The organism is Streptomyces sp. NPDC096079, from assembly GCF_040303145.1.
GTDB lineage: Bacteria > Actinomycetota > Actinomycetes > Streptomycetales > Streptomycetaceae > Streptomyces.
In genome coordinates this window covers 16,886-37,849 of sequence record NZ_JBEOST010000030.1, presented here as the reverse complement: position 1 = coordinate 37,849, position 20,964 = coordinate 16,886, and the positions used below count along the sequence as shown (strand labels likewise).

20 protein-coding genes are annotated in these 20,964 nt (G+C 72.4%); 12 read left to right on the top strand and 8 right to left on the bottom strand.

Annotated elements, in window-relative coordinates; all coding sequences use genetic code 11:
- Positions 1–167 precede the first annotated feature (167 nt).
- From ABTY59_RS34605 to ABTY59_RS34590, 4 genes are all read left to right on the top strand, one after another.
- The gene (locus ABTY59_RS34605) at positions 168–1,376 is read left to right on the top strand and encodes a CaiB/BaiF CoA transferase family protein (protein WP_352023097.1); all 1,209 of its coding nucleotides are present in this window, start codon (positions 168–170) and stop codon (positions 1,374–1,376) included.
- A 65-nt stretch (positions 1,377–1,441) separates the two neighbouring features.
- Complete coding sequence (locus ABTY59_RS34600) at positions 1,442–2,116, top strand: GntR family transcriptional regulator (protein WP_352023096.1); 675 nt, start codon at positions 1,442–1,444, stop codon at positions 2,114–2,116.
- 151 nt (positions 2,117–2,267) lie between these two features.
- Complete coding sequence (locus ABTY59_RS34595; RefSeq protein ID WP_352023095.1) at positions 2,268–2,861, top strand: TetR/AcrR family transcriptional regulator; 594 nt, start codon at positions 2,268–2,270, stop codon at positions 2,859–2,861.
- Positions 2,862–3,001: 140 nt separating this feature from the next.
- Positions 3,002–5,071, top strand: a complete 2,070-nt coding sequence (locus tag ABTY59_RS34590) for a galactose-binding domain-containing protein (RefSeq protein ID WP_352023094.1) — start codon at positions 3,002–3,004, stop codon at positions 5,069–5,071.
- A gap of 65 nt (positions 5,072–5,136) precedes the next feature.
- Here ABTY59_RS34590 and ABTY59_RS34585 read toward each other — a convergent pair whose 3' ends face one another.
- Positions 5,137–6,387 (bottom strand): YncE family protein, encoded by a 1,251-nt coding sequence (locus tag ABTY59_RS34585; protein WP_352023093.1) that lies wholly within the window; start codon positions 6,385–6,387, stop codon positions 5,137–5,139.
- A gap of 153 nt (positions 6,388–6,540) precedes the next feature.
- Here ABTY59_RS34585 and ABTY59_RS34580 point away from each other — a divergent pair, with 153 nt between their 5' ends.
- Positions 6,541–7,146: a CBS domain-containing protein gene (locus tag ABTY59_RS34580; protein WP_352023092.1), complete on the top strand. Its 606-nt coding sequence runs from the start codon at positions 6,541–6,543 to the stop codon at positions 7,144–7,146.
- Positions 7,147–7,278: 132 nt separating this feature from the next.
- Here ABTY59_RS34580 and ABTY59_RS34575 read toward each other — a convergent pair whose 3' ends face one another.
- Together ABTY59_RS34575 and ABTY59_RS34570 are read right to left on the bottom strand one after the other, a co-directional pair.
- Entirely contained in the window at positions 7,279–7,578 is a 300-nt protein-coding gene (locus ABTY59_RS34575; protein WP_352023091.1) for a DUF1876 domain-containing protein, read from the bottom strand.
- A gap of 97 nt (positions 7,579–7,675) precedes the next feature.
- Positions 7,676–8,521, bottom strand: coding sequence for a maleylpyruvate isomerase family mycothiol-dependent enzyme (locus tag ABTY59_RS34570; protein ID WP_352023090.1), 846 nt, complete (start codon positions 8,519–8,521; stop codon positions 7,676–7,678).
- A 169-nt stretch (positions 8,522–8,690) separates the two neighbouring features.
- Here ABTY59_RS34570 and ABTY59_RS34565 point away from each other — a divergent pair, with 169 nt between their 5' ends.
- The 4 genes from ABTY59_RS34565 to ABTY59_RS34550 all read left to right on the top strand — a co-directional run bounded on the left by ABTY59_RS34565 (position 8,691) and on the right by ABTY59_RS34550 (position 13,221).
- On the top strand, positions 8,691–9,626 hold the full coding sequence (locus ABTY59_RS34565) for a LysR family transcriptional regulator (RefSeq protein WP_352023089.1): 936 nt from the start codon (positions 8,691–8,693) through the stop codon (positions 9,624–9,626).
- Between the two features lie 38 nt (positions 9,627–9,664).
- A complete protein-coding gene (locus tag ABTY59_RS34560) occupies positions 9,665–10,027 on the top strand; it encodes a DUF952 domain-containing protein (RefSeq protein WP_352023088.1) in 363 nt (120 codons plus the stop codon).
- Positions 10,028–10,271: 244 nt separating this feature from the next.
- The gene (locus tag ABTY59_RS34555) at positions 10,272–11,741 is read left to right on the top strand and encodes a multicopper oxidase family protein (RefSeq protein ID WP_352023087.1); all 1,470 of its coding nucleotides are present in this window, start codon (positions 10,272–10,274) and stop codon (positions 11,739–11,741) included.
- Between the two features lie 91 nt (positions 11,742–11,832).
- Positions 11,833–13,221 carry an FAD-binding oxidoreductase gene (locus tag ABTY59_RS34550; protein ID WP_352023086.1) on the top strand — a complete coding sequence of 463 codons (1,389 nt, stop codon included), beginning with the start codon at positions 11,833–11,835 and terminating at the stop codon, positions 13,219–13,221.
- Between the two features lie 67 nt (positions 13,222–13,288).
- On the opposite strand, the gene ABTY59_RS34545 is transcribed toward ABTY59_RS34550, so the two are convergent.
- The gene (locus ABTY59_RS34545) at positions 13,289–13,756 is read right to left on the bottom strand and encodes a VOC family protein (protein WP_352023085.1); all 468 of its coding nucleotides are present in this window, start codon (positions 13,754–13,756) and stop codon (positions 13,289–13,291) included.
- Positions 13,757–14,290: 534 nt separating this feature from the next.
- On the opposite strand from ABTY59_RS34545, the gene ABTY59_RS34540 reads away from it, so the two are divergent.
- The 3 genes from ABTY59_RS34540 to ABTY59_RS34530 all read left to right on the top strand — a co-directional run bounded on the left by ABTY59_RS34540 (position 14,291) and on the right by ABTY59_RS34530 (position 15,874).
- A complete protein-coding gene (locus tag ABTY59_RS34540; RefSeq protein WP_352023084.1) occupies positions 14,291–14,809 on the top strand; it encodes a GtrA domain-containing protein in 519 nt (172 codons plus the stop codon).
- Between the two features lie 62 nt (positions 14,810–14,871).
- A complete protein-coding gene (locus ABTY59_RS34535; protein ID WP_352023083.1) occupies positions 14,872–15,444 on the top strand; it encodes an antibiotic biosynthesis monooxygenase in 573 nt (190 codons plus the stop codon).
- 178 nt (positions 15,445–15,622) lie between these two features.
- Complete coding sequence (locus ABTY59_RS34530) at positions 15,623–15,874, top strand: EF-hand domain-containing protein (RefSeq protein ID WP_352023082.1); 252 nt, start codon at positions 15,623–15,625, stop codon at positions 15,872–15,874.
- Between the two features lie 9 nt (positions 15,875–15,883).
- Here ABTY59_RS34530 and ABTY59_RS34525 read toward each other — a convergent pair whose 3' ends face one another.
- The 4 genes from ABTY59_RS34525 to ABTY59_RS34510 form a co-directional block, all read right to left on the bottom strand.
- Positions 15,884–17,488 (bottom strand): glycoside hydrolase family 13 protein, encoded by a 1,605-nt coding sequence (locus ABTY59_RS34525; RefSeq protein WP_352023081.1) that lies wholly within the window; start codon positions 17,486–17,488, stop codon positions 15,884–15,886.
- Between the two features lie 55 nt (positions 17,489–17,543).
- Positions 17,544–18,419 carry a carbohydrate ABC transporter permease gene (locus ABTY59_RS34520; protein ID WP_352023080.1) on the bottom strand — a complete coding sequence of 292 codons (876 nt, stop codon included), beginning with the start codon at positions 18,417–18,419 and terminating at the stop codon, positions 17,544–17,546.
- A gap of 16 nt (positions 18,420–18,435) precedes the next feature.
- On the bottom strand, positions 18,436–19,398 hold the full coding sequence (locus ABTY59_RS34515; protein ID WP_352023079.1) for a carbohydrate ABC transporter permease: 963 nt from the start codon (positions 19,396–19,398) through the stop codon (positions 18,436–18,438).
- An 85-nt stretch (positions 19,399–19,483) separates the two neighbouring features.
- Complete coding sequence (locus tag ABTY59_RS34510; protein ID WP_352023078.1) at positions 19,484–20,902, bottom strand: ABC transporter substrate-binding protein; 1,419 nt, start codon at positions 20,900–20,902, stop codon at positions 19,484–19,486.
- Positions 20,903–20,964 lie beyond the last annotated feature (62 nt).

Genomic DNA, 20,964 nt, shown 5'->3' with positions numbered 1-20,964 from the left:
GTGGCAACGCGGTGGCAACTCGGCGAGCCGAAGCGTAGCCCCAGATCGAATATTGGATCCAGTATTGAATTTCCGACACCCGAGCCGTACGGTCCGATTGGATCCAATCCATGGGCCGGGATCGGACCACCGGTCTCCGGTACGCCGGCGGGAGCGAGGAGAGCGGAATGCGCGCAGAGCGGCCGGACACCCCGGGGACGGCGCCGGAGGCCGGAGCCCTGTCCGGAATCGTCGTCGCCGACTTCGGCCGGGTCCTCGCCGGGCCGTACATGACGATGCTCCTCGCCGACCTGGGCGCGGACGTGATCAAGATCGAGCGGCCCGGGTCCGGCGACGACACGCGCGCGTGGGGCCCGCCGTTCGCCGCGGGCGAGGCCACCTACTTCCTCGGCGTGAACCGGAACAAGCGCTCCGTCGCGCTGGACCTCACCGACCCGGGTGACCTGGCCACGGCCCGCGCGATCGTGGACCGCGCGGACGTGCTCGTCGAGAACTTCCGGCCGGGCACGATGGAGAAGCTCGGCCTGGGATACGAGGACGTGCGGGCGGACAACCCCGGGCTCGTCTACTGCTCGGTGACCGGTTTCGGCACCGAGGAGGGGGCCCGGCTGCCGGGCTACGACCTGCTCGTCCAGGCCATGGGCGGGCTCATGAGCGTGACGGGCGAACCGGACGGGCAGGGCACCAAGGCCGGGGTCGCCCTGGTCGACGTCATCACCGGCCTCCACGCGGGCATGGGCGTCCTCGCCGCCCTGCGGCACCGGGAACGCACCGGGGAGGGACAGCGCGTCGAGGTCTCGCTGCTCGGCTCCCTCCTCTCGGCCCTCACCAACCAGGCCGCCGCCCATCTGGGCGCCGGGGTCGTGCCGCGCGCGATGGGCAACAGGCACCCGAGCATCGCACCGTACGAGGTGTTCGAGGCGCGGGACCGGCCGCTCGTCCTCGCCGTGGGCAACGACCGGCAGTTCAGGACCCTGTGCGGGCGGCTCGGGCGACCGGACCTCGCCGGGGACCCCCGGTTCGCCACCAACACCGCCCGGGTCGCCCACCGGGAGGAGCTGGTCGCGGCACTCGCCGCCCCGCTCGGCGCCCGTACCGCCGACGCCTGGTTCGAGGAGCTCACCGCGGCCGGCGTGCCCTGCGGGCCGATCAACGACCTGGCCGCCGCCTTCGACCTCGCCGACCGGCTCGGGCTCGCCCCGCGCGTCCCGGAGTCCGCGGCCGGCCCCGGCCAGGTCGCCCACCCGATCCGGCTCGGCGCCACCCCTCCCTCCTACCGCGCCGCTCCCCCGCGCCTCGGCGAGCACACGGACGGCGTGCGGTCGGAGCTCGGCGGAGCCGTCCACGGGCCGTCGGCGCAGGACGGCGACGCGTAGGAAGATGGTCGGCACCGGCGGCGGGTCCGCCGGCGGGGACGTGAGGGAACGGAAGGTCACAGGCGATGAGCAGCGCGGTGCAGAAGCGGCGGCCGCAGACCGCCCAGCAGTTCGTCCTGGAGGAACTGCGGCGCGCCATCACCAGCGGGGAGCTCAGGCCCGGGCGGCCGATCCGGCAGGAGGCCCTGGCGGCGCGGTTCGAGGTGAGCCGGGTGCCGCTCCGGGAGGCGCTCAAGGCCCTGGAGGCCGAGGGCCTCGTCGTCCACCACGTCCACCGGGGCTACTTCGTCGCCGAACTCTCCCTCGCCGACCTGGAGGAGATCTACCGGATCCGGGAGCTGCTGGAGACCGAGGCGGTCCGCGCGGCCGTGCGGCGGCTTCCGGAGGACACGGTCGACACGCTCGAACGGATCCAGCGCGAGGTGGAGCGGGCCGCCGAGGCGGCGGACGTGGCCGCCATGGCCGTGGCCAACCGCCTCTTCCACTTCACCCTGATCGAGGCGTCCGGGATGCCGCGGCTGGTCCGCCTCGTCACGACCCTGTGGGACTCCACCGACGCGTACCGCTCGCTCTACTACACGGACTCCCCGCACCGGGAGCAGGCGGTACGGGAGCACCGCGCCGTGATCTCCGCCCTCCGCGAGCTCGACGCGGAGGCCGCCGTCCGGCTGCTCGACGAGCACCGGGCGCACGCGGTGGCGGCGCTGCGCTCGGTACTGGAAGCGCCCGAACAGGACTGACCCCGGCCGTCGTCGTCCCGCGTGCGGAGCCGGACGGCGGCACGAGCCCGGCCCGGTGGGCACGGCACCCCCTCGGCGGCCGGACGGGATCGCGTGCGGCGCCGCGGGCGGAGGCGGCGGTTACCCTGTGCGCCGGACGCGAGGAGGAACCATGGCGCGGATGCCGTCGGCCGAACGACGCAGGCAGCTGGTCGAGGCGGCGATCAGGGCGATGACCAGGGACGGCGTGGCCCGGACCACCACCCGCTCGATCTGCGCCGAGGCAGGCGTGTCACTGAGCGTCTTCCACTACTGCTTCGACTCCAAGCAGGCCCTCCTGGAGGCCGCCATCGAGTCGATCAACGACACCTACGTCGTCCACGTGATGTCGGCGGTCGAGCCCAGGACGACCCTGCACGAGACGGTGCGGGGCGCCCTCGGCACGTACTGGAAGCACGTCACCGCCCATCCGGCCGAGCACATGCTGACCTATGAGCTCACCCAGTACGCCCTGCGCGAGGAGGGGTTCGAGCACCTGGCGCGGGCCCAGTACGAGCAGTACGTCGCCTCGGGGACCACCCTGATCGAGCAGGTCTGCGCAGTGTGCGAGGTCGAGCCGAAGGTGCCCGTGAACCTGCTCGCGCATCTGCTCGCGGCGATGATCGACGGGCTGACGCTGCAGTACCTGGTGCTGGGCGACGAGCGGACCGCCGCGGCGCTGCTCGACGCGACGGCCGAACAGCTGGTCACGCTGATCGGGGGCTGACAGGTCATCAACAGGTCATTTGACCCGGACTCTTGACTCACTCGGCGTTCCTCGCGATCCTCAGGCCGAGCCGCTGTTACCGCAAGAAACATTCGGCGGCCCACGCCCGGTACACCCCCATGACCGAAGGCTCGCTGACCATGAATCGACCAACAACGCGCAGAGCGGGCGGGCGGTTCGCCCTCGTCTCGCTCTTCATCGCCCTGGCCACCGTCGTCTTCGGCGCCGGGCCGGTCCCCGCGGCCGACGCCGGTTCGTGGTGGGAACCCACCGCTCGGCCCGCACCCGACTCCCAGATCAACGTCACGGGCGCCCCCTTCAAGGGCACCGACGCGCAGGGCAAGGTGCGCGGCTTCGTCGACGCGCACAACCACCTGATGTCCAACGAGGGCTTCGGCGGCCGGATGATCTGCGGGGCGACGTTCTCGCCGGCGGGTGCCGCCGACGCCCTGAAGGACTGTCCCGAGCACTACCCGGACGGCTCGGGGGCGCTCTTCGAGCACCTCACGGGCGGTGACAACGGCAAGCACGACCCGGTCGGCTGGCCCACGTTCAAGGACTGGCCCGCCAACAACTCGCTGAGCCACCAGCAGAACTACTACGCCTGGGTCGAGCGCGCCTGGCGCGGCGGCCAGCGGATCCTCGTCAACGACCTGGTGACCAACGGACTGATCTGCTCGCTCCTGCCGCGTGACCGCAGCTGCGACGAGATGACCGCGATCCGGCTCGAAGCCCGCAAGACCTACGAGCTCCAGGACTACATCGACGGCATGTACGGCGGGCCCGGCAAGGGCTGGTTCCGGATCGTCACCAGCGCCGACCAGGCCCGCTCGGTGATCAAGGACGGCAAGCTCGCCGTCGTCCTCGGCGTGGAGACCTCGGAGCCCTTCGGCTGCAAGCAGATCCTGGACGTCGCCCAGTGCAGCCAGGCCGACATCGACAAGGGTCTGGACGAGCTGTACGGACTCGGTGTGCGCAGCATGTTCCTCTGCCACAAGTTCGACAACGCGCTCTGCGGCGTCCGCTTCGACAGCGGCACGACGGGCGTGGCGGTCAACATCGGCCAGTTCCTCTCCACGGGCACCTTCTGGGCGACCGAGAAGTGCGCGGGGCCGCAGCACGACAACCCGATCGGCCTGAACGCCGCCCCGGCCGCGATGGCCGAGAAGCTGCCGGCGGGGGTGAGCGTCCCCTCGTACGCCTCCGACGCCAAGTGCAACACCCGGGGTCTCACACGGCTCGGGGAGTACGCCCTGAAGGGCATGATCCAGCGCGGGATGATGCTGGAGCTCGACCACATGAGCGTCAAGGCCGCCGGGCGGGCGCTCGACATGCTGGAGGCCGAGGAGTACCCGGGCGTCCTGTCCAGCCACAGCTGGATGGACCTGGACTGGACCGAGCGGCTCTACCGGCTCGGCGGTTTCGCGGCCTCGTACATGCACGGCGCCCAGGGCTTCGTCGGCGAGGCCTCGCAGAAGGCGGAGCTGCGGAAGAAGTACGGCGCCGGGTTCGGCTACGGCACGGACATGAACGGCGTCGGCGGCTGGCCGGGCCCGGTCGGCAACGACGCGCCGAACGCCGTGAAGTACCCGTTCCGCAGCTTCGACGGGGGCTCGGTCATCGACCGTCAGGTCACCGGGCAGCGCACCTGGGACCTGAACACGGACGGCGCGGCGCACAACGGTCTCGTGCCGGACTGGATCGAGCAGATCCGGCTCACCCCCGGCGGCCCGAGCGTCGTGGACGAGCTGTCGCACGGAGCGGAGTCGTACCTGACGACGTGGAAGAAGACCGAGGACCACGAGCCGGGCGTGAACCTGGCGGCCGGGCAGCCGGTGTCGGCCTCCACCACCCAGTGGTGGAACCCCTTCGTGAACTTCTCGCCGGGTCTCACCGTCGACGGCGACACGGGGACCCGCTGGGCCAGCGAGTGGTCGGACGACCAGTGGCTCCAGGTGGACCTGGGCTCGGTGCGCCGGGTCGGCCGGGTCACGCTGGACTGGGAGCGGGCCTACGCGCGCGCGTACCGGATCGAGCTGTCCGAGGACGGCGCGACCTGGCGGGACGTGTGGTCCACGGACGCCGGTGACGGCGGCTACGACACGGCGACGTTCGACTCGCAGTCGGCCCGTTACGTGCGCGTCCACGGGGTGAGGCGGGCCACGGACTGGGGCTACTCGCTCTACGAGGTGGCCGTCAACAGGTCCTGACCGCAAGGGGGAAGGGGCTGTCGGATCCGCGTGCGGATCCGACAGCCCCTTCCGTGTGCGCGGGTTCAGCCGGCCGTGGGGCCCGTCCAGTCGGCGGGCACGCGGGCGAGACGTACGCGCTGGGGGTGGTCGCCGACCTCGACGGAGGCGACGCGCCGCCCGGTGGCGAAGTCGATCGCCGTGACGCGGTCCGCGCCGCTCTCGGAGATCACGCAGGACCGGCCGTCGCCGCTCACGGTCGCCCAGTACGGCTTGGAGGCCTCGACGAGCGGGCCCTGCTGGAGCGTGGCGCGGTCGACGACGGTGGCGTAGTCGTCCATCGTCCCGGCGACGCAGAGCTTGGCGCCGTCGGGGCTCATCGAGAGGCCGTGGTGGCGCGAGTCGTTGACCCAGGTGGTGCGGTCGGGGTCGGTCGCCGGGTTGCCGGGGAGGTTCTTGAGGCGGGTGATGCGGTCGGACTCGACGTCGTACTCCAGGAAGCCGTTGAAGAACGAGACCTGGAAGTAGACCTTCTTCTCGTCCGGGGTGAAGACGAGCGGCCGGACGGCGTCGGAGAGGTCGCCGCGGCCGAAGGCGTCGAGGCGGGAGCGCATGTCGATGACGCGGACGGTCTCGAAGGTGCGGGCGTCGACGACGGTGATCTTCCGGTCGCCCTTGGTCCAGTCGAGCCAGGGGGCGTCGAGCGCGGTGGTGACCTCGCCGATGGACATGTTCCAGAGCAGGCCGTCGGAGGTGAAGACGTTCTCGTGGGGCTTGTCGCCGGTCGCGAAGGAGCCGACCTGGCGTCCGGTCGCGATGTCCAGGACGTGCACGGTGTTCGCGGTGGAGGCGGAGACCGCGACGCGGGTGCCGTCGGGTGAGACGGCCATGTGGTCGGCCCGGTAACCGGCGACCGGGAAGCGCCAGTTGATCCGCCCGGTGCGCAGGTCGAGGGAGACGACGTCGGCGAAGCTCGGCCGGGAGACGACCATGGAGGCGCCGTCGGGGGTCGCGTACATGTCGTCGACGAACTGGTCGTGACCCTCGCCCGGTCCGGTGCGGACACCGAGGAAGAAGGCGAGCTTCACCGGGTTCAGATAGATCTCGCGCAGGCGCTCCTCCTTGTCGGGGATCACGTTCACCCGGCCGACGCGGTGGAGGTCGCCGCGGGCGGCGATGACGTCGGCGGTGCCGTCCCAGTTGTTGCCGACGAACATCACCTCCTGGAGCCCCGCGGGGGCGGCGGCTCCGGTGCCGCCGGTCGTGGTGACGAGCGCGAGGGCGGCGGCGAGGGCTCCGAGAAAGCGGCCGGTCCCGGACGTTCGGGGAGAGGGCATGAGGTTCCTTCTTCCGTGGCGCGACGCAGACTTACCGGAGGTAACCATGGTCACGTCGAGCCCACAAGACTCTGGGAGGCACCCCCTCCGCGTCTCGCGTCCCGCCCGGTGCGGGATCATGGAAGCAGGAACGCAGAAGGGACGGAACGGACGATGAGGCACCGCAGTGTCGCGGACCTGATGACCCCCACCGCGGTCGCGGTGCAGCGCGGGACGTCGTTCAAGGAGATCGCGCGGCTCCTCGACGAATACGGCATCACCGCGGTCCCCGTGGTCGACGACGAGAACCGGCCGGTGGGCGTGGTCTCCGAGGCGGACCTGCTGCGGCGGCACACCGCGAAGGACGGGCCGAGCTCGGCGGAGGCGATGATGTCGAGCCCGGCCGTCACCGCCCGGCCCTCCTGGACGGCGGTCGAGGCGGCCCGGCTGATGGAACGGCACCGGGTGAAGCGGCTCCCGGTCGTGGACGCGGACGGCCGGCTGATCGGGGTGCTCAGCCGCAGCGACCTGCTCCAGCTGTTCCTGCGCCGGGACCGCTCGATCCAGGAGGAGGTCCGCGAGGACGTCATCGTCCGCATCCTGCGCCTCTCCCCCTCGGCCGTGCACATCGACGTCGACGAGGGGCGGGTGACCCTGAGCGGCACCCTGGAGCGCCCGGGCCTCGGCCCGATCCTGGTCCGGCTGTGCGAGACGGTGGACGGGGTGGTGGAGGTCGTGGACCGGATGACGTACGAGGGGGAGGGCGAGGTCGCGCTTTAGGGGGCGGCCGTCCCCCGAGGGCGAGACACCCCCCAGGGGGCCGGCCGTCCCCCCGGGCACGGCGCACCGGCCGGGGTACGGCCGGTGCGGAGGCACGGACGGCCGATGCGCGTCAGACGGGCGGCGGTTCCGTCAGGAGACCGCCTCCGGCCAGCCGTACCCGGGGCCGGTGTGCTGAGGTACGGTCCCGGCGCCCACCGCCTCCATCTCCCGGTTGGCCTCTCGCATGAGCTTGCCGGCCAGGTCCTTCATCGCCCGGCTCGCGGCGAGCTCGTCGCCGATCGCCGGCACGTCCACGTCCGCCGGGTTGCACCGCGCCGAGCCGTGGCCCGTGAGGGTCGAGTTTCCGGTGGTCAGCCGCGCCTCGGCCTTCGTCCTGCCGCCGTCCTCGGTCAGCTCGACGCCGACCGTCCACTCCAGCGTGCGGCTCATGGTCCGCCTCCTCGCCTCGCCGGGCCGCGCGGAACCGGGGCGCGGCCCCTTCCGATACCTCCAGGATCCATCCGGCGCGGCGGGAACGCGCGGCGGCCTACGGCGCGCGGAAGAGGCGGGGGAAGCGGGGGGCGAGCCAGGGCTTGCGGCCCCAGCCGAGCGCCTTGCCGCGCGCGATCACCGGCCACGGGTCGACCCGCCCGAGGCCGAGGAGCAGGAAGGCGACGGGCTCCGTGAGGATCGTGCAGTCGGGGCGGGCGGGCGGCTCGTGACCGGTCCTGACCACGCCGTCCGTGACGGTCACGCCGAAGCCGGGGCCGCCTCCCCGGAGCCGTACGGCGAAGGTCGCGGTCAGTCCCGCGACGGCCGCCGGGTCCGCGACCCGGGGCATCGCCTGGACCATGAAGGGCAGGGTGAGCGCGACGCGGCGGGGGTCGAGCATGTGGGGGCGGCCGAGGGCGAGGGCGAGGTCGTAACCGTGGCCGAGCATGTGGGTCAGCAGGTACGAGCCGAGGACGGCCGGGGTCATGCGGCCCAGCGGGGTGGACAGGAGCTCCGCCGGGTCGCGCTCCTCGACGTCCGCGAGGAACGCGGCGGCCTGGGCCGTGATCATCTCGGCCAGCGGGCCCGGTGACCGCTCGTCGAACGCGGCGAGGGCGGTCTCGTTGGCCTCGGCCAGGCTGCCGGGGGTGCCGTCGCCGTACGGGCGTTCGCGGCCCGCGGCCAGGTCGGCCATGAGGGCGTTCGCCTGCGCCAGGTGCGCGGCGGCCTCTCCGACCGTCCAGGTGGAGCGGGGCACGGGGAGCCGGCCGGTGTCCGCCGGGCGTCCGCCGGGCGCCGGTGCGCGCAGGACCGCCGCGATGTCCTCGGCGGTGGCCCGTATCGCCTCGGCCAGTCCTGCGGGAAGCACCTCGTGACGTGTCCCGTCCGTTCGCCGCGTCATGCTCGCGCCCCTCCCTGACTCCGGCGGTCCCCGTGGACGACCGGTAGGCCAGGGACCGTACCAGCGAGTAGCCCCGCTCGCACCGGTCGCGTCAGGACGCATCTCGGCCGGCCGTGGCGCTCCGTCCTCCGCGCGCGTTCACCCATAGCCGTCCCGCTAGGCTCCTCCCATGAGGCATAGGGATTCCGATGGCGTGGACGGTGCCGGCGTCGCGCAGCCGGTGGCCGACCTGAATCTGTTGCGGACCTTCCTGGCCGTCCACCGTTCCGGATCGTTCACCGCCGCGGCCGGGCTGCTCGGGCTGTCGCAGCCGACGGTGACCACCCAGATCCGCGCCCTGGAGCGGCAGACGGGCCGTGAGCTGTTCGAGCGGCTGCCGCGCGGGGTCGCCCCGACGCCCGTCGCCCACGACCTCGCGGCCCGGATCGCCGGACCCCTCGACGCGCTGGCCGCCGTGACCGGGCCCGAGGCCGCGCCCCACGAGCGGGCCGCTCCCGTCCATCTGGCGGGCCCGGCCGAACTGCTCTGCACGCGCGTCCTGCCGACGCTCGCCCCGCTGGCCTCCTCGGGCGTACGGCTCCGGGTCGCGCCGGGCCTGACCGAGCCGCTCCTCGACGAGCTGCGCGCGGGCCGGCACGACCTGGTGATCGCCACGTTCCGGCCGCGCGGGCGGGCGCTGGCCTCCGTACCGCTCAGTGACGAGGAGTTCGTGCTCGTCGCGGCGCCCGTGTGGGCCGACCGCGTCGAGGAACTCGACGGGCCGGCGGCACTGCGTACGGTCCCCCTGGTCGCGTACGCCGAGGACCTGCCCATCGCCCGCCGCTACTGGCGGCACGTGTTCGGGGCGCGACTGTCCCGCCCCGCCGACGTGACCGTCCCCGATCTGCGCGGGGTCCTGGCCTCGGTCGTCGCCGGGGCCGGGTTCAGCGTCCTGCCGCGCTACCTCTGCCAGGCCGAACTGGCCTCCGGCGCCCTCGTGCTCCTGCACGCTCCGGAGGATCCGCCGCTCAACACCGCCTACCTGGTCCAGCGCCCCGGCCGCCCCGACAACCCCGACGTGACCCGCGTACGGGACGTCCTGATGGAGGCCGGGCGCTCCTGGTGACCTCCGGACGCACCACGGGGTCCTGCTATAACCGGCCCATGATCTACCACGTCGTGACATCCGCCGCCTGGTCCGCCCGGCCGGAGGAGCCGTACGCCCCCGCGTCCCTCGCGGAGGACGGCTTCGTGCACTGCTCCCCCGACGAGGCGACGACCCTCGCCGTCGTCAACGCCTTCTACCGCGACGCCCCGAGGCCGCTCCTGGTGCTCCTCCTCGACGAGAGCCGGCTCACCGCGAGGACGGAGTGGGAGGCGGCCGCGCCCACGCCGCCGCCCGGTGTCGCCGGGGACACGCTGTTCCCGCACGTGTTCGGGCCGATCGACCGCTCCGCCGTCGACGGGATCCTGGAGGTCGCCTGGCACGGGGACGGCCATGCCACGGGTCTGACGGCGTCCGGCTGACCGGCCGTCGGCTCACCGGCTGCCCCGCACGGAGTACCTGGTGCGGGGGCGGGCCGAAGGGCCCGCACGCCAGGCGCCGCGCCGGAGGGCCGTTCCCCCCGGGGCGGCGGGGGGCCGTGGCGCGGTCGTCGTGGTGTGCGGTTCGCGCCGCTCTCGGCTAGACCTGGATCACAGGGTGTCGGCCGGCCTGCCGGAAGCCCCTCGTTCCGGCGTCACTTGCCGCCCACCCCCCGGGAGGAAGTCGATGATCAGCCGTCGCAGAGTGCTCGGCGGGGCCCTCGCCGCCGCAGGCCTGCCGCTCCTCGCCCCCGGCTCCCCCGCCGGGGGCGAGGCGTACGCGGCGGAGGCCCTGCCCCAGGCCGGCCCCCGCCGCGCGCCCGACCCCGTACCCCCCGCTTTCACGACGGCCATGCCGGTCCCGCCCGTGCTGCGCCCGCTCACCACGTCGGGCGGAGTGGACTTCTACGAGCTGACCATCCGCAAGGCCGCCGTCCCGGTCCTCCCGGGCACGACGACCGACGTCCTCACCTACGACGGGCACTTCCCCGGTCCCGTCATCCACGCCCGCTCCGGGCGCCGGGTCCTCGTCCGCCACCGCAACGCCCTCGGCATGCCCGTCTCCGTCCACCTGCACGGCGCGAGCGTCCCGCCCTCCTCCGACGGCGGACCGATGGACGTCTTCGCCCCCGGCACCTCGCGCACGTACGTCTACACCAACCGCCAGCCCCACGCCTCGCTCTGGTTCCACGACCACGCCCACCACATGGAGGCCGAGCACGTCTACCGCGGCCTCTCGGGCACCTATCTGCTGACCGACGACCTCGAACAGCGGCTTCCGCTGCCCAAGGGCCGGTACGACGTCCCGATCACCCTCCGCGACGCCCGCTTCGACGCGACCGGACAGCTGGCGTACACGATGGCCGACCGGAACCGCACCACCGTCCTCGCGAACGGCAGGCCCACCCCCTACTTCCAGGTCGCGGCCCGCAAGTACCGCTTCCGGCTGCTCAACGGCTCCAACCTGCGGCTCTTCGCGCTGAGTCTGTCCGACGGCACCCCGCTCACCCAGATAGCCTCGGACGGCGGACTGCTCGAACGCCCCGTCGCCGTGCCCGTCCTCACGCTCTCGCCCGGCGAACGGGCCGACGTGATCGTCGACTTCTCCCGCCACCCGGTCGGCACCAAGCTGATCCTCGCCAACAGCGGCCCCGGCAGCCCGGCGCAGGTCGGCAAGGTCCTCCGCTTCGACGTGGTGCGCACCGCCGACGACCCCAGCAGCGTCCCGCCGGTGCTGCGGTCCCTGCCGCCCGCCGCCGCCCTGCCCAAGGCCGCCGTCACCCGTCAGATCGACCTCAGCATGGACGAGGACGGGCGGCCCGATCCGCGGGGATTCATCAACGGGCAGCTGTACGACCCCGATCGCGTCGACACCACCGTGGCCTTCGGGTCGTCCGAGATCTGGAACGTCACCAACACCAACAAGCGGGTCGCGCACAACTTCCATCTGCACCTGGTCCAGTTCCGCGTCCTGGAACGCGGCGGGCTGCCCGCGGGTCCGACGGAGGCCGGCCTGAAGGACACGGTCCGGGTGATGCCCGGCGAGACGGTGAAGCTGCACGTGACGTTCGACGGCTTCCGGGGCGACTACGTGTACCACTGCCACATGCTCGACCACTCGGCCATGGGCATGATGGCCACGTTCCGGGTCCGGTGAGGGGCCCCGCCGGGCTCGCGGCGCCCGGGTGACGGAGGGAGACTGAAGGGGTAGCGCGGCCGGCAGTCAGGGGTGCCCAGGAGGAGTGGTCATGGGCGGCACGGCGGTGGACACCCTGCGCGAGGCGCTGCGCGGCGAGGTGACGGGCCCGGAGGACACGGGATACGACGAGGCCCGCCGGATCTACAACGCGATGATCGACCGCAGGCCGGCCGTCATCGCCCGGTGCGCGGACACCACGGACGTCCGGGCCGCCGTCCGGTACGCCCGGGAGAGCGGCATGGACCTCGCCGTCCGCGGCGGCGGACACAGCGGCGCCGGCCTCTGCCTGATCGACGGCTCGCTGGTGATCGACCTGTCCGGCATCCGCGGGGTGCGCGTCGACCCCGAGCGGCGCACGGCCCTCGTGGGCGGCGGCAGCCAGCTCGGGGACCTGGACCACGAGGCGCACGGCTTCGGGCTCGCCACGCCCGCCGGGATCATGTCGACGACGGGCGTCGGCGGACTGACCCTGGGCGGTGGGCACGGGCACCTCACCCGTGCGTACGGGCTCACCATCGACAACCTGCTCGCGGCGGACGTGGTGCTCGCGGACGGTTCGGTCGTCACCGCGTCGGCCGACGAACACCCGGACCTCTTCTGGGCGTTGCGCGGCGGCGGCGGCAACTTCGGGGTGGTGACCTCCTTCACGTACGCCCTGCACCCGGTGGACACCGTCGGCGTGGGCGTCACCCTGTGGGAGCCGGAGCACATCGGGGCGGTGCTGCGCTGGTACCGCGAGTTCCTGCCGGCGGCCCCCGAGGACCTCAACGGCTTCTTCGCCACGCTGACCGTCCCGCCCGGGCCGCCCTTCCCGGAGGAGATCCACGGCCGGAAGATGTGCGGTGTGGTGTGGTGCAGCACGGGCGCGACGGACGAGGAGGGCCTCGCGAAGACCTTCGCCTCCGTGTCCGATCCGGCCCCGCCCGCCTTCCACTTCGCGATGCCGATGCCGTACCCGGCGCTCCAGTCGATGTTCGACGAGCTGATCCCGAAGGGACTCCAGTGGTACTGGCGCGGTGACTTCTTCGACCGGATCACGGAGGAGGCGATCGACGTCCACCGCGCCTTCCTGGAGAACATCCCGACCGCACTGTCGACGATGCACCTCTACCCGGTCGACGGCGCGGCCCACCGGGTGGGCCCCATGGACTCGGCCTGGGCCTACCGGGACGCGGTGTGGTCGGGCGTGATCGGCGGCATCAGCCCCGAACCGTCCGAGGCGGACGCGATCCGCACCTGGGCGGTGGACTACTGGGAGGCCCTGCACCCGCATTCGATGGGCGGCGCCTACGTGAACTTCCTCGGCGAGGACGAGGCCCGGGACCGGGTGCACGCCACGTACCGAGGGCACTACGACCGGCTGGCCGAGGTGAAGCGGACGTACGACCCGGACAACGTCTTCCGGCACAACCAGAACATCGTCCCCGCGGAGAGCTAGTGCTGCGACCCGGTGAACCGTTCCGGTCACAGCACCGGCCGAGGGGACGACGTCTCCTCCCGGACCGTCAGTCGCCGGCCGCCAGGGCCTCCCTGGCCCGCTTCTCCACCTCGTCCTCAGGGACGTCCTCGACGTGCGTGGAGACGTTCCAGCGGTGGCCGAACGGATCCTCCAGCCGGCCGGTGCGGTCGCCGTAGAACTCGTTCTTCACGGGGGACAGTTCCCTGGCGCCCCGGGCGAGGGCCTCGGCGAAGACGGCGTCGACGTCCTCGACGTACACGTGCAGCGTGACGGGCGTGCCGCCCACGGCCTTCGGCGAGCGGAAGTCCATGCCGGGGAACTCGTCGGCGAGCATGATGAGCGAGTTCCCGAGCTCCAGCTCGGCGTGGCCGATGGTGCCGTCGGGCGCCGGCATCCTCATCCGCTCGGTGGCGCCGAGCACGTCGACGTAGAAGTCGATCGCCGCCGCCGCTCCGTCGACGCAGAGGTACGGCGTGACGCGCGGATATCCCTCGGGGATGGGCTGGACGGTCACCGTTCTCCCGCCTTTCGGAACACGGGCGGTCGACGCCGACCGCCGGGTGGGACCACTGATATCCCGAACCCGCGGGCGGTGCTCCGGCGCCGCGCGGCGGCGCGGCGCCGAATCGCCCTGAAGGAGGCCGCGGCCGGCTCGCCCGTGGCGCGGGTCCTGCAGTCCGGGCGGGTCCTGTTCCTCGGGATCCGCGTCGTCGTCGTCGTACCGGAAGTCGTACCGGAAGAGGCACATGGGGTGCTCCTGGTGGAGGGGAGGGCGCCGGGGCCCCCGGCGCGGGGAGGCGGTCCGGGGGCGGCACCGAAGCTATCCCCGGTTCCGGGGCCGTCCGGCCGCTCCTGACGCGGCCTTGACGGCGAGCGGCGAGGTCCATGCGGATCACTGACGCGGGACCGCGCTCCGTGCGGCGCCATAAAGGGGTCGCAGTGGTGCCATACGCGTGCCATAGTGATGCCAAGCGCGGCACGCGCCCCGGTCTCGTCGACCGAGGGCGCGCGGTGGCGCCGGACACGTCATCGAGGGGGCGGACGGATCATGGACACCACGCAGGACCGGGAGCGGACGGCGCCCGGCGCACTCGCCGCCTTCACCCGCTTCGCGCTCTGCGGCGGCGGGGTCGGCCTCGCCGCCGGCTTCGCGGTGACGGCGCTGGCCGGTCCGCTCCCCTGGCTCCTCGCGAACGCCCTGGTCACCGTCGCCTCGACGCTCCTCGCCACCGAGCTCCACGCCCGCTTCACCTTCGGCACGGGCGGACGCGCGACCTGGCGCCAGCACACCCAGTCGGCCGGTTCCGCCGCGGCCGGGTACGCGGTGACCTGTCTGGCGGTGCTCGCGCTGCAGTGGCTGGTGGCGTCACCCGGCGCCGCGCTCACGCAGGTCGTCTACCTCTCGGCCTCCGCCCTCACCGGCGTGGCGCGGTTCGCGGTGCTGCGGCTGGTCGTCTTCGCACGGAACCGCTCGCGGGCCGCGGTCACCGCCCGCACCCCCCGGCCCGCGGCCCTGGCCCGCTCCTCGTCGCCGGCCGACCCGGCCGCACTCTGCCGCGCCGCCTGACCCGTCCCGGGAGGGCACCCCGTACAGTGTGGACGGGCGCGGCGCGATCATGAGGAGTATCGGTGACCGCGGTCAGTCTCGAACACACCCACGTCCCCGCCGACACCGGCGAGGTGACCCTGCTGATAGCCCGCCGGGTGGAGCCCGGCCACGAGGCCGCCTTCGAGGTGTGGGCGAAGGGCATCCTCGACACGGCGGCCCGCTTCCCCGGCCATCTCGGGTACGGGCTCTTCCGCTCCTCGGGCGGCGACGCCCCCTGGTTCCTCGTCCACCGCTTCCGCGACGCGGAGGCCTGCCGCATCTGGCAGGAGTCCCCCGAGCGGGCCGAGTGGTTCGCCGACTGCCGGGGCCATCACCACACGGAGATCGCGCGGCGCGAGCTCACGGGCATGGAGACCTGGTTCGCGAAGCCGGGCTCGACGCGGCCCGCGCCGCCCCGGTGGAAGATGGCGATCAGCGCGACGCTCGCGATCTACCCCATCTCCGTGCTCGGCGGCCTCTTCCTCACCCCGCACCTCACCGGCCTGCCCGTGCTGCTCAGCAGCGCCGTCGTCGCCTGCGTCTTCAACGTCCTGATGACGTACGTCGCCATGCCCACCGTGAGCAGAGCCCTGCGCGGCTGGCTCACCCCGTAGCGAGCGCGGCGGGGAGGGCGTCGAGGCGGAGGGGGAGATCACGCGGAACCACGAGGCTCCGGACGGGAGGGCCCGGCCCCCGCGTCGGGGTGAGGCAACCCCGGGGGTGGTCGGCGCGTCCTCCCTCGTATGACGCGTCGGCCGCACCCGCGCCCGGCCCCTTCCGACAGGACACGTGATGAGCGACAAGGCCCGCATCCTCTTCGATGCGCTCGACCTCGACCAGGACGGCACGCTGACCCGTACCGAGGTCATCCGGGCGCTGCGGGAGAAGGGGCCCACCCTGGCCGCGCGGGGGGTCATACCCGTGTGGGGCGTCGGCGGTGACGACGATTCCGCGGCCCTCTTCGACGCGGCCGACCAGAACGGCGACCGCGTCCTGAGCTTCGAGGAGTTCGCCGCGGTGGTCGACCGCCGCTTCGGCTGGTGATCCCCCGGTTCAGGCGCGGAGCCAGACCGCGGTGTCGGGCGGAAGGGTGCCGTCGGGGTCGAGCGGGCCGCTGGCGAGGAGGAGTGCGCCGTGGGCGGGGAGCTCCGCCGGGGCGCCGGAGAGGTTGACCACACAGATCACGCCGTGCGCGCGGGCGAAGGCGAGGACGCCGTCCGGGGCGGGGAGCCAGGTGAGCGGTCCGTCGCCGAAGCCGGGCACGGTGCGGCGCAGTCCGAGCGCGGTGCGGTAGAGGGTGAGCATCGAGTCGGCGTCGGTGCTCTGGCGGTCGACGGCGTAGCGGGCCCAGTCCGCCGGCTGCGGCAGCCAGGGGTCGAGGCCGGTGCCGAAGCCGTACGAGGGGGATTCGGCCTCCCACGGGAGGGGCACCCGGCAGCCGTCGCGGCCGGGGTCGGTCCCGCCGGAGCGGAAGTGCATGGGGTCCTGGATGCGGTCGCGGGGGATGTCGGCCTCGGGCAGGCCCAGTTCCTCGCCCTGGTACAGGTAGACGGAGCCGGGCAGGGCCAGGGTGAGGAGGGCGGCGGCGCGGGCGCGCCGGGTGCCGAGGTCCAGGTCCGTGGGGGTTCCGAAGCGTTTGGCGGCGAAGTCGAAGGCGGTGTCGGCGCGCCCGTAGCGGGTGGCGGTGCGGGTGACGTCGTGGTTGCAGAGCACCCAGGTGGCGGGAGCGTGGACGGGGGCGTGCTCGGCGAGGGTGTCGTCGATGGTGGTGCGGAGCTTCGCGGGTTCCCAGGGGCAGGCGAGGAAGTTGAAGTTGAACGCGGTGTGGAGTTCGTCGGGGCGGAGGTAGCGCGCGAAGCGTTCGGCGTCGGGGAGCCAGACCTCGCCGACGAAGACGCCGCCGTACGCGTCGGCGATCGCGCGCCAGGAGCGGTAGACCTCGTGGATCTCGTCCTGGTCGATGTACGGGTGGGGGTCGACGCCCTCGACGAAGTCGCGGAGGCCGGGGTCCTTGGTGAGGAGGGCCGCGGAGTCGATGCGGACGCCGGCGACTCCGCGGTCGAACCAGAAGCGGAGGACGTCCTCGTGTTCGCGTCGGACGTCGGGGTGCGACCAGTTGAGGTCGGGCTGTTCGGGGGTGAAGAGGTGGAGGTACCACTCGCCGTCGGGGACGCGGGTCCAGGTGTCGCCGGAGAACTGGGAGGGCCAGTCGTTGGGCGGGAGTTCGCCGTGCTCGCCGCGGCCGGGGCGGAAGTGGAAGCGGGCCCGCTCGGGGCTGCCGGGGCCGGCGGCGAGCGCGGCCCTGAACCAGGCGTGCCGGTCGGAGACGTGGTTGGGGACGATGTCGACGATGACGCGGAGGCCGAGGTCGGCGGCTTCTGCGATGAGCTTCTCGGCCTCGTCGAGGGTGCCGAAGGCGGGGTCGATGGCGCGGTAGTCGGCGACGTCGTAGCCGCCGTCGACCATCGGGGAGGCGTACCAGGGGGTGAACCAGACCGCGTCGACGCCGAGTTCGGCGAGGTGGGGCAGTCTCGCCCGGACGCCCGCGAGGTCCCCGGTGCCGTCGCCGTCGCCGTCGGCGAAGCTGCGCGGGTAGACCTGGTAGATGACGGCGTCGCGCCACCAGTCGGCGGTGCGGGACGGGTTGGGGGCTGCCACGTGAGGGTCCTTTCGGGCAGGGGTGTGTGCGGAGGAGGTGAGGGGGCGGGGCGGGTCAGCCCTTGAGGCCGCCGGCGGTGAGGCCGCTCATGATGTTCCGCTGGAAGATCAGGAAGACGACGAGTGTCGGCAGCGCGGCGATGGTGAGGGCGGCGATGAGGATGTTGACGGGGACGCCGTTGGAGAGGGAGTAGATGCCCACGTTGAGGGTCTGCTTGCCGGGGTCGGGGAGCGTCAGCATCGGCCAGAGGAAGTCCTTCCAGACGCCGACGACCGCGAAGATCGACACGACGCCGAGGATCGGCCGGGAGATCGGCAGGACGATCGACCGGAGGATCCTCAGGGGGCCGGCGCCGTCGATGGAGGCGGCGTCGAGGAGATCCTTGGGGATCGAGTCGAAGAACCGCTTCAGCAGGAAGATGTTGAAGGCGTTGGTGACGGACGGCAGCCAGATCGCCCAGGGGCTGTTCAGCAGGTTGCGTTCGACGATCGGCACGTCGAGCACGGTGAGGTACTGGGGCACGACGAGGACGGTCGCCGGGATCATCAGGGTGGCGAGCATCATGCCGAGGACGGCCTTGCCGAGGACGGGCCGCAGCTTGGACAGCGAGTAGGCGGCGGCGACGTCCAGGACGAGCTGGAAGGCGAGGGCGCCGAAGGCGTAGTAGAGGGTGTTGAACAGGAGGGTGGCGAGGTCCATGACCTCCCAGGCCCGGGTGTAGTTCTCCGGGGTGAAGGTGCCGGGGACCAGGGTGGGCGGGGTCCGGATGACCTCCTGCGCGTCCTTGAAGCCGCTGGAGACCAGCCAGTAGAGGGGGCCGAGGAAGACCAGGGTGAACAGGACCAGGACGAGGCCGAGGACGATCCGGTAGGCGGCCCTGCCGCCCGGCCGGGCGAGCGCGGCGGGTGCGATGAGCGTGCGTGTGGACATGTGTGTCTCCCGGGTCCTACTCGTCCTCGGCGCGGCTGAGCTTGACGTACGCGGCCGAGAACCCGGCCAGGAGCACGAGCAGCATCAGGCCGAGTGCGGCCGCGGCGCCGTAGTTGTTGAAGCTGAAGGCGTACTGGTAGATGAGGTAGACGACGGTGGTGGTGGACCCTTCGGGTCCGGCGCCGCCGGTGAGCAGGAACGGCTCGACGAAGACCTGCATGGTCGCGATGACCTGCATGAGCAGCATCAGCGAGAGGACCAGCCGGGTCTGCGGGACGGTGACGTGCCAGATCTTGCGGAGGAGGCCGGCGCCGTCGAGTTCGGCGGCCTCGTACAGCTCGCCGGGGATCGACTGGAGCGCGGCGAGGTAGATGAGGGTCGCGCCGCCCATGTTCATCCAGGTGGAGGCGATGACGACGGCGAGCAGGGAGATGTCGGGGTCCTGGAGCCATTGCTGCGCGGGCAGGCCGAGGAGGTCGAAGAGCTCGTTGAGGAGGCCGTAGCCGGGGTCGTACAGGTACTTGAAGAGGAGGACCGAGGCGACCGGGGGCAGCATGACGGGCAGGTAGACGAGGAGCCGGAGGTAGCCCTGGGCGTGGCGGAACTCGTTGATGACGAGGGCCGCGACGAAGGGGACGGCGAAGCCGAGGACGAGCGCGAAGGCGGTGTAGAGGAGGGTGTTGCCCCAGGCCTGCCAGAAGGCGGGGTCGTTCGCGACGGTACGGAAGTTGTCGAAGCCGACCCAGGTGCTGCGGCCGCTCTCGGTCTTCTGGAAGGCGAGCAGGAACTCGCGGACCATCGGGTACCAGGAGAAGACCGCGAAGCAGAGGACGGCGCCGATGAGGAAGCCGTGGGCGGTCAGGTTGCGCCGGACGGCCTTGGCGAGGTGCCCGGTGGCCCTGCGGGGCTCCGGCTCGCGGGGTGGGGAGGGGAGGGGGGCCGCTCCCGCCTTGCTCGGGATCGTACGGAGGGCCGGCATCGTCGCTCCTTGGTGCTGGGGGTGCCGCTGCTGAGGGTGCTGGCGGGCGGGGCGGACCGGGCCGGCCCGCCGCCGCCCGGGCGGGTCACTGGTTGGCCAGGACCTGGTTGACCTGGGTCTCCGCGGTGGCGAGGAGCTTGTCGACGTCGGCGTCCTTGTTGGTGAGGAGCCCGGACATCACGTTGTCCAGGACCTTGTAGACCTCCTGGGCCTTCGGCGGCTCGGCCTTGCCGGCGACCGGGTTGTCCATGAAGGACTTGAAGTTGGCCACCGGCATCGTCGCGTTCCCGGCGCGGCCGGCGTCGTCGGTGGCCTTGGAGGCGTTCAGCCAGAAGTTGGGCTGCGGGACGCCGACGGGGAGGCCGTCGGCCTTGGTGCGGGCCCAGTCGAACTGGCCCTTGCCGACCGTGAGGTTCTTGTAGGTGAGCCAGGCGACGGCGGCCTTGATCTTGTCGGGCGAGATGCCCTTCTTGACCATGTAGTTGTTGCCGCCCGCGAGGGTGTTGCGGCCGCCGGGTATCGGGCCCATGCCGAAGTTCTCGTACTTCGCGCCGAGTTGCTGGACCATGTACGCGATGTCGTCGGGGGCGGCGAGGAACATGCCGAGCTTGTCGGTGGCGATCTGCTTCTGGAGGTCGCCCCACTTCAGCAGCTGGGTCTTGCCCATGCTGTCGTCCTCCCAGCGCATGGCGTGGAGGTTCCTCGCGACCTGCTTGCCGATCTCGTTGTTGAACGCGGCCTTGGTGCCGCTCGGGTCGACGACGTCGCCGCCGAGGCTGTACATCTGGGCGGTGAAGTGCCAGCCGCCGGTGTTCCCCGCGCTGTACTCGCCGAAGCCGGAGACGCCGTTGCCGAGGGCCGCGATCTTCTTGGCGGCGGCCCGGACCTCCTCCCAGGTGCGCGGCGGGTTGTCGGGGTCGAGGCCGGCGTCCTTGAAGAGCTTGCGGTTGATCAGCAGGCCCATCGTGTAGTTGCTGGTGGGCAGGCCGTAGAGCTTGCCGTCCTGCTTGAGGGAGCCGAGGACGTCGGGGTCGATGTCCTTGAGGAGCGGGACGCTCTTGTCGGTGACGTAGGCGCTGATGTCGGCGGCGCCGTCCTCGGAGAGGACCTGCGGCAGGTCCGTGAAGTAGGTGTAGAAGACGTCCGGCTGCGACTTGGCCTTGAGCATCGCGGTGAAGCGCGGGGGTTCGAGGCACTGGCCGGGGGTGGAGCGGCCCTCGATGGTGACGTTCGGGTACGTCTTGTTGAACTCGGCGACGTCCTCCTTCCACTCCTTGAGCTCGGCCGCCTTGGCCGCCGGCGGCATGCAGTCGATGGTGAGCGTGACCTTGGTCTTGGGGTCGAGCGGCACGGAGGGGTCGGAGGACCCGCTCGCGCCGTCTCCACCGGTGCCGTTGTCGCTGCTGCTGCTCGTGCCGCAGGCGGCGAGGGCGGTGAGCGTGAGGGCGGAGACGAGGGCGACGGCGGCGGGTCGGCGGGTACGGCGGAGCCGGGCACTTCTCATGAGTGGTCCCCTTCGGGCGATGCGCGGGTGGGTGAGTGGGGTGCGCCACACTCAACCACCCG

Excerpts from the sequence above, each read along its gene's own strand:
- ABTY59_RS34605 (WP_352023097.1), top strand. The coding sequence starts at position 168 with ATGCGCGCAGAGCGGCCGGACACCCCGGGGACGGCGCCGGAGGCCGGA.
- ABTY59_RS34600 (WP_352023096.1), top strand. The coding sequence starts at position 1,442 with ATGAGCAGCGCGGTGCAGAAGCGGCGGCCGCAGACCGCCCAGCAGTTC.
- ABTY59_RS34595 (WP_352023095.1), top strand. The coding sequence starts at position 2,268 with ATGGCGCGGATGCCGTCGGCCGAACGACGCAGGCAGCTGGTCGAGGCG.
- ABTY59_RS34590 (WP_352023094.1), top strand. The coding sequence starts at position 3,002 with ATGAATCGACCAACAACGCGCAGAGCGGGCGGGCGGTTCGCCCTCGTC.
- ABTY59_RS34585 (WP_352023093.1), bottom strand. The coding sequence starts at position 6,387 with ATGCCCTCTCCCCGAACGTCCGGGACCGGCCGCTTTCTCGGAGCCCTC.
- ABTY59_RS34580 (WP_352023092.1), top strand. The coding sequence starts at position 6,541 with ATGAGGCACCGCAGTGTCGCGGACCTGATGACCCCCACCGCGGTCGCG.
- ABTY59_RS34575 (WP_352023091.1), bottom strand. The coding sequence starts at position 7,578 with ATGAGCCGCACGCTGGAGTGGACGGTCGGCGTCGAGCTGACCGAGGAC.
- ABTY59_RS34570 (WP_352023090.1), bottom strand. The coding sequence starts at position 8,521 with ATGACGCGGCGAACGGACGGGACACGTCACGAGGTGCTTCCCGCAGGA.
- ABTY59_RS34565 (WP_352023089.1), top strand. The coding sequence starts at position 8,691 with ATGAGGCATAGGGATTCCGATGGCGTGGACGGTGCCGGCGTCGCGCAG.
- ABTY59_RS34560 (WP_352023088.1), top strand. The coding sequence starts at position 9,665 with ATGATCTACCACGTCGTGACATCCGCCGCCTGGTCCGCCCGGCCGGAG.
- ABTY59_RS34555 (WP_352023087.1), top strand. The coding sequence starts at position 10,272 with ATGATCAGCCGTCGCAGAGTGCTCGGCGGGGCCCTCGCCGCCGCAGGC.
- ABTY59_RS34550 (WP_352023086.1), top strand. The coding sequence starts at position 11,833 with ATGGGCGGCACGGCGGTGGACACCCTGCGCGAGGCGCTGCGCGGCGAG.
- ABTY59_RS34540 (WP_352023084.1), top strand. The coding sequence starts at position 14,291 with ATGGACACCACGCAGGACCGGGAGCGGACGGCGCCCGGCGCACTCGCC.
- ABTY59_RS34530 (WP_352023082.1), top strand. The coding sequence starts at position 15,623 with ATGAGCGACAAGGCCCGCATCCTCTTCGATGCGCTCGACCTCGACCAG.
- ABTY59_RS34520 (WP_352023080.1), bottom strand. The coding sequence starts at position 18,419 with ATGTCCACACGCACGCTCATCGCACCCGCCGCGCTCGCCCGGCCGGGC.
- ABTY59_RS34515 (WP_352023079.1), bottom strand. The coding sequence starts at position 19,398 with ATGCCGGCCCTCCGTACGATCCCGAGCAAGGCGGGAGCGGCCCCCCTC.
- ABTY59_RS34510 (WP_352023078.1), bottom strand. The coding sequence starts at position 20,902 with ATGAGAAGTGCCCGGCTCCGCCGTACCCGCCGACCCGCCGCCGTCGCC.